This window comes from Pelotomaculum sp. PtaB.Bin117, assembly GCF_002067195.1.
Taxonomy (GTDB): Bacteria; Bacillota; Desulfotomaculia; order Desulfotomaculales; family Pelotomaculaceae; genus Pelotomaculum_D; species Pelotomaculum_D terephthalicicum.
Map to the genome: position 1 here is coordinate 1 of NZ_MVQM01000003.1, position 6115 is coordinate 6115.

A 6115-nucleotide genomic window follows, 5' to 3' on the forward strand; every position below is an offset into this window, starting at 1 on the left:
CCGGACACAACCTCCACCCGAAAATTGAGGCAGTGTTGAAGAATTACCTGGAAAGTGACAGCGATATGTATAACCAGCATGTCCTGCTCGGTGATCTGGCGGGTGATTTTATTCCCGTTACGCAGTTAAGATCGATTAACCGGATGAATTTTGGGAACACCTTGTCCATATCACGCTTTACTGTTAAAGAAAACACGTTTGATTACTTTCGCTTTCTCGCATATTTGATCCGTGCTGGCGGTTGTGCCGGCTGGGTTATTTTGTTTGACGAATTCGAACAGTTGATGTACCTCGGCATTATGGCGCGCGCCAACGCTTATTTAAACGCCGCCCGCTTCATGTCGCCTTCTTTTGGGATGACCGCCGCTTACACTGTTTTTTCTGCCTCATCCAATCTCTGGTCGGAATTAATCTGGAGGCAGAAAAACAGCGATTACGACACTGTGCCGCAAAAGCTGGCGGCTAAGGAGAGGCAGCATGAAATTCCCACGGTGAGGGAGGTCTTAGGCAGCTTTTTGAAAGACAACCTCTTTCTGGATAAGCTCTCCACCTTTGATGTCAACCGCATGCTGTGGTCGGTCCGTGAATATCACGCGCAGGCCTATGACTGGCCGGCGCCGGTTGACATTGACCGGGTTGCCGCCAGCCTGGCGGGGGATAAACCACTGCGCACCGCGATCAGGTCTATGGTTGAATATCTGGATCTCCAGTATCTTTACGATGAGCAGCCGGATATCAAGGCGGGAATGCCTGAAGAAATCCTGCCAGTCAAGCCGGCAGGTGATGAAGATAAGCTAGAACCGGCCATACCGGAAGGTTAAGACGTATTTATTGGCGGGAGATGTCTACTTGGGCGCTGCTGGAATAATTTCCGAATTCAACAATGCGCTTGCTGAAGAAGTAGCTTATTTGCAGCGTGAGGGGGGACGCCCCCTGCTGATTATCGATGGGGTCTTGGTCGACCGCGGAGAGAATGGATTTTTATACATCTTTGAGCTGGAAATAGAGGCGTTTCTTCTTGATGGCACGCCGGTGCGTGTGGAAACCGGCCTGCGCGAGACACGGGGTGAAGTAATATCCATACGGGGTTCTGAGTTGACGCTGGCGCTGCATGAAAATATCGGCGACTTTGTGGAACGGGCTGATGTTTTCTGTGAGCCATGGTTTTTATTATCCGCTTTACAGGAGCGGCTGGACGAGACGCCGGAAAGAAACCTGGAGATGGCCATGCGGGTGATGGAGAAGGTGCCTGCCTTCCCCCGCCGGTTTTTTCCTCCTGCCAAGGCAGCTATGGCTCAGGAAGATGCCGTGCGCCTGGCCGGGAGCAGGGATGTCACGTTTATCTGGGGCCCTCCGGGCACAGGCAAGACTGAGACCGTCGCTCGCATAGCGGACCTTTTTTTCAAGCAGGGCTGGCGGGTGCTGGTTGTTTCACATGCCAATATAGCCGTGGACGGCGCGGTATTACGCATAGCAGCGAGGCTGAAGAAACCGGCGGCATCCGGCTTGATTGCACGTTACGGCTGGGCCAGGCTGCCGGCGCTGCGGCAAAGCGGCCTCCTGGCTTTCAGCCAGGCTGCCGCCCGCTGCCCGGACCAGTGGGTCCGGCGAAAAAAACTGGATGCCGAACGCAGCGCTTTACTGGCCGACTTGCGCGCTGGCCGGAAGCCCGGCAGCCGGCTCAGTGAAGTGGAGCATCAATTGCGTGAATTGAGCAAAGCGCTGAAAGAAGCGGCAGTCTCGGTGGCCGGCGCGGCCCGTGTACTTGGCTGTACCCTGGCTACGGCTGCGTTAGATCCGGTGATCTATCAAGGTCACTTTGACGCTGTATTGCTTGATGAGGCCAGCATGGCTTACGTCCCGCAGGTTTTTTTTGCCGCTTCCCTGGCCCGCAAGAAAATGGTGGTGAGCGGTGATTTCCGCCAACTGGCGCCAATTGCCCTGGCTGGCACGGAAGGGGTTGAACGCTGGTTAAGGCGGGACATTTTCGAGCAAACCGGAATTGCCGAGGCCTTTGACGCGGGAAATCTGCCTGATGTCGCTGTTTTGCGTCTCCAGCGGCGGATGCATCCGGCTGTAGCCGGTTTTGTCAACGACACTGTGTACGGCGGCCAGCTTTACAATGCCCCGGAGACAACCCGGCGGGCCGATTTGGCCGCGGCGGCTCCCTGCCCGGGGGCGGCTCTGACGCTGGTTGATGTAAGTGACCTGAATGCCCTTTGCTACCGGCACGCTCTTTCCCGTTTCAATCCTTTTTCCGCTTTCCTGGCCCTGACCCTGGCCAAGCAGATCAGGCTAAACGGCCTTACAGTAGGCTTGCTCACACCTTACGCGGCCCAGGCCAGACTCTTGAATGCGCTGGCAGCCGGCCTGCTTGGGGCAGCCGGCGCCCGTTCTGAGGCGGCAGGTTTGGTAGCCGCCACCATCCACCGCTTTCAAGGCGCGGAACAGGACGCGGTAGTGCTGGACCTGGTGGATGCTTTTCCCCAGCGCGCTCCCGGCGGTCTCCTGGCCCGGCGGGAAGGAAATGCCGGAAAACGGCTGTTGAATGTGGCCGTCACCAGGGCTAGGGGCAAGCTTTTCGTGCTGGCCCACCGGGTATTTCTGGAGAGCCGGCTGGCCGGCGACTCCGCAGTGCTGGAACTATTTCGTTTTATCGGACAAAATGGCCGGGTCATTAAAAGCAGGGAACTTCTCAGTGAACTGCCTGACCATATTGGCGGAGAGAACCTGGCGCTCGACTGGTATGCTGAGCGCTGGCCGGCTATGAAGGCCTGGCAGACTGATATGAGACAGGCTGCGGTGGTCCAAATGGATTGGCCGGTTGCCGCCGGCCCGCCGGAGCGGCTCGTGGCCGGCGCGCTGCGGGAGGCGCTGGCCGGCGGTGCCCGTGTTTCAATGCGCGCCGGGTTGCCGTCAACCTTTCCCCCGGATTTGCGGCCCTATACCGTGAAACGCTCTGCCGTTTGGAGCCCGGTTACTGCAACTGCCGGGAATTGCTTGTGGTACGGCTGCCCCTGGCCGGGCGACGGCCGGGTGGACCGCTTCAGTGTACGGGTGAGTGGCGAGAGGGTATGCCGTACGTTAATGTACCTTTTAGAGATGGAACTGAGGAAGGGATTCTTCCAGGGGCGTTATGCCGGATTGAAAGCATATGTGGAGAACCGGCTTACTTGTTCCTTCTGCGGTAACCCGCTGACCGTGCGCGCAGGAACGACCGGCGGCTATTTCCTCGGCTGCACCGCCTACCCGCGCTGTGAGCAGCCGGTTCAAAAGCTGACACTGGAAATACTGGATGATTACCTTGCCGCTGCCGGGCTGACTTGTCCGGCCGGTCACCTCTTAAAGGCAGTCAATGCAGCGCGCGGGCCGCTGGTTGTCTGCTCGCACAGTCCAGCCTGCCGTTGTGTCTTTCAGGTGAAAGACTTGCTGTAAAAAGAGTAACTACTTTGTAGTCAGTATTCGGGAACCAAGAGTTATTATCCTAAGATACGATATTCTGACTCCTACTCCCTGAATACCTGCCGGATTGTATTATGTATATATTATTTAATAATATAGTGTTCCATTTCACAATTATGTATAATTAAGTATACCTATCGGAAGTGGGTTTTGATTGCCCGATGGCTGTAACGCTATTTATATTTATGGGAGAGTGATGCTATGAAGAATTATCAACTGGAAGATTTTGAAGAACAATTCCTTAATCAGTTAAGTAACATAACTGAAAAAAACAACTTGATCAATCCCGATTTATTTAGCAAATACAACGTAAAACGCGGGCTCCGTGATCAAGATGGCAAGGGTGTGCTTGTCGGCCTGACAGAGATCGGTGAAGTACATGCCTATATAATTGACGAAAATGAGACTATACCTGTTCCTGGCAGATTAATTTACAGGGGGATCGATATAAGCGACATAGTGGATGGTTTTCTTAAAGACGGCCGCTTTGGTTTTGAAGAGACTTGTTATTTGTTGCTTTTTGGCGAACTCCCCGACGAAAAAACTCTTGCTGGTTTCGAGCAGCTTCTTGCCGAATACCGAAAGCTGCCGGATGATTTTGTCCGCGACATGATTTTGAAAGCGCCGAGCAAGGACATGATGAACGTTTTGGCTAGGAGCGTACTCGCCTTATATAGCTTTGATGATAATGCCGATGACACTTCCATTAATAATGTATTGAAACAATGCATCAGGCTGATTGCCTGTTTCCCGCTGCTTGCGGTTTATGGCTATCAGGCTTATTCTCATTACCATGGAAACAATAGCCTTTATATACACAGTCCGAGACCGGATTTCAGCACCGCCGAAAATGTCCTGCACATGCTTAGGCCGGACAGTAAATTTACAAGACTCGAGGCCACCCTGCTCGATCTTGCTCTGGTGCTTCATGCGGAGCATGGCGGGGGTAATAATTCATCCTTTGTGACGCATGTCGTGACATCATCCGGTTCGGACACGTACTCGGCAATTGCCGCCGCGCTGGGATCGCTTAAAGGGCCCAGGCATGGAGGCGCCAACATTAAGGTTTACCAAATGTTTGAGGATATGAAGCAGAACATAAGGGATTTCGGTGATGATGAAGGAATTGAAAACTATCTTGTTAAGTTAGTGAATAAGCAAGCCTTTGATCGTTCGGGTCTAATCTATGGCATAGGACATGCTGTTTATTCGATATCTGATCCAAGAACCGTTATTTTCAAGGAGCATATTGCCCGGCTTGCCAAGGAGAAGGGCTTGGAAGACGAATATAATCTCTATTTAAAAGTTGAAGAGAAGGCCCCTGAAATAATCGGGGAATACCGTAAGATGTATAAGGGGGTAAGTGCGAATGTTGATTTTTATTCAGGCTTTGTTTATAGAATGCTAGATATTCCCATCGAATTATTCACTCCTATATTTGCTGTTTCCAGGATAGCCGGCTGGAGCGCCCATCGGATTGAAGAAATCGTTAATTCCGGAAAAATCATCAGGCCGGCGTACAAGAGCGTCTCCAAGCGGCGTAAATACATCCCGATGGACGGGCGGAAGGGTGTTTAATCTAGCATAACCTTTTATTCGCTTCCCTTTTATGCTGAAGAATTGGATTGAAAGAACGGAAAAAACGTTTTGAGTTCGGCAGATTTTTTAACAAAAATTATTAAAAAAAGAACTGTCTTCCGAATTAAACGGGAGCCAGTTCTTTTTTGCCCTGTTTACTCTATATTGTCCAGTATTGGAACTTGGCTATTCTGCCGGCATGTTTTCACGCCGGTACTAGTTCTGTGCCTATATTTAGCGATTAATATTACATCTGCCGGGCATACTCCACAGCATTTTTAAAGACAGCCAGGCCATGAGGCACGGTATCTCCCGGCATTCTGCGCCAGTTCGGGTGCTGGGTTTTTTCCACGTACCGCTCCGGGTGGGGCATCATGCCCATTATTCTGCCCGTTGAGTCGCAAATCCCCGCGATGGCGTTTAACGAGCCGTTCGGGTTGGCCGGGTAAAGCGCGGTCGGCCTGCCGTCGGCGCCGGCGTACCGGAATACCACCTGGCCGCCGTTTTTTATTTTGGCAATAACAGACGGGTCCGCATAAAACTTGCCTTCGCCATGGGCTACCTGAATTTCTATCAGCGAACCCTCCATCCCGCGGGTAAAAACGCAGTGGCTGGGTTCAACCAGCAGCCTGATCCAGCGGCATTCAAAGTGCCCGCTGTCATTGGCCGTCAGGGTGGCTTCAATGTTACCCAGGTGCTGGTCCGGGAGCAGTCCGGTGCGCACCAGCACCTGAAATCCGTTGCATATGCCGAGCATTAGTTTACCGGAGTCGACAAACTCGTTTAATTGCTCTTTCAGGAAGGAAGTTAGCTCCACCGCTAGGACTTTACCCGAGTGGACATCGTCACCGTAGGAAAAGCCGCCTGGCAAGGCCAGGATTTGATAATCAGCCAACCGCGCTTCTTTGCTTCTTAGCTGGTTGACATGCACCATTTGGCTTTCCGCCCCGGCTTTGGCAAAGGCGTAAAAGATTTCCTCGTCGCAGTTGATCCCGTCCGTTCTTAAAACACATACACGCGGCTTTTTCACTGCCGGAACACCTCCTTCATCGGCTGCCGCCAGGCTGCTTTCAGC

4 protein-coding genes are annotated in these 6115 nt (G+C 52.7%); 3 read left to right on the forward strand and 1 reads right to left on the reverse strand.

The window, feature by feature from the left end; genetic code table 11:
* The 3 genes from A4E54_RS00025 to A4E54_RS00035 form a co-directional block, all read left to right on the forward strand.
* Nucleotides 1-821: hypothetical protein (locus A4E54_RS00025; protein WP_286723577.1), on the forward strand; the 821-nt coding region annotated here is incomplete at its 5' end.
* A 28-nt stretch (nt 822-849) separates the two neighbouring features.
* Nucleotides 850-3435: a DEAD/DEAH box helicase gene (locus A4E54_RS00030; RefSeq protein WP_286723579.1), complete on the forward strand. Its 2586-nt coding sequence runs from the start codon at nt 850-852 to the stop codon at nt 3433-3435.
* A 228-nt stretch (nt 3436-3663) separates the two neighbouring features.
* Nucleotides 3664-5040, forward strand: coding sequence for a citrate/2-methylcitrate synthase (locus A4E54_RS00035; protein WP_286723580.1), 1377 nt, complete (start codon nt 3664-3666; stop codon nt 5038-5040).
* 247 nt (nt 5041-5287) lie between these two features.
* On the opposite strand, the gene purQ is transcribed toward A4E54_RS00035, so the two are convergent.
* Nucleotides 5288-6070, reverse strand: a complete 783-nt coding sequence (purQ, locus tag A4E54_RS00040) for a phosphoribosylformylglycinamidine synthase I (protein WP_240081737.1) — start codon at nt 6068-6070, stop codon at nt 5288-5290.
* Nucleotides 6071-6115 lie beyond the last annotated feature (45 nt).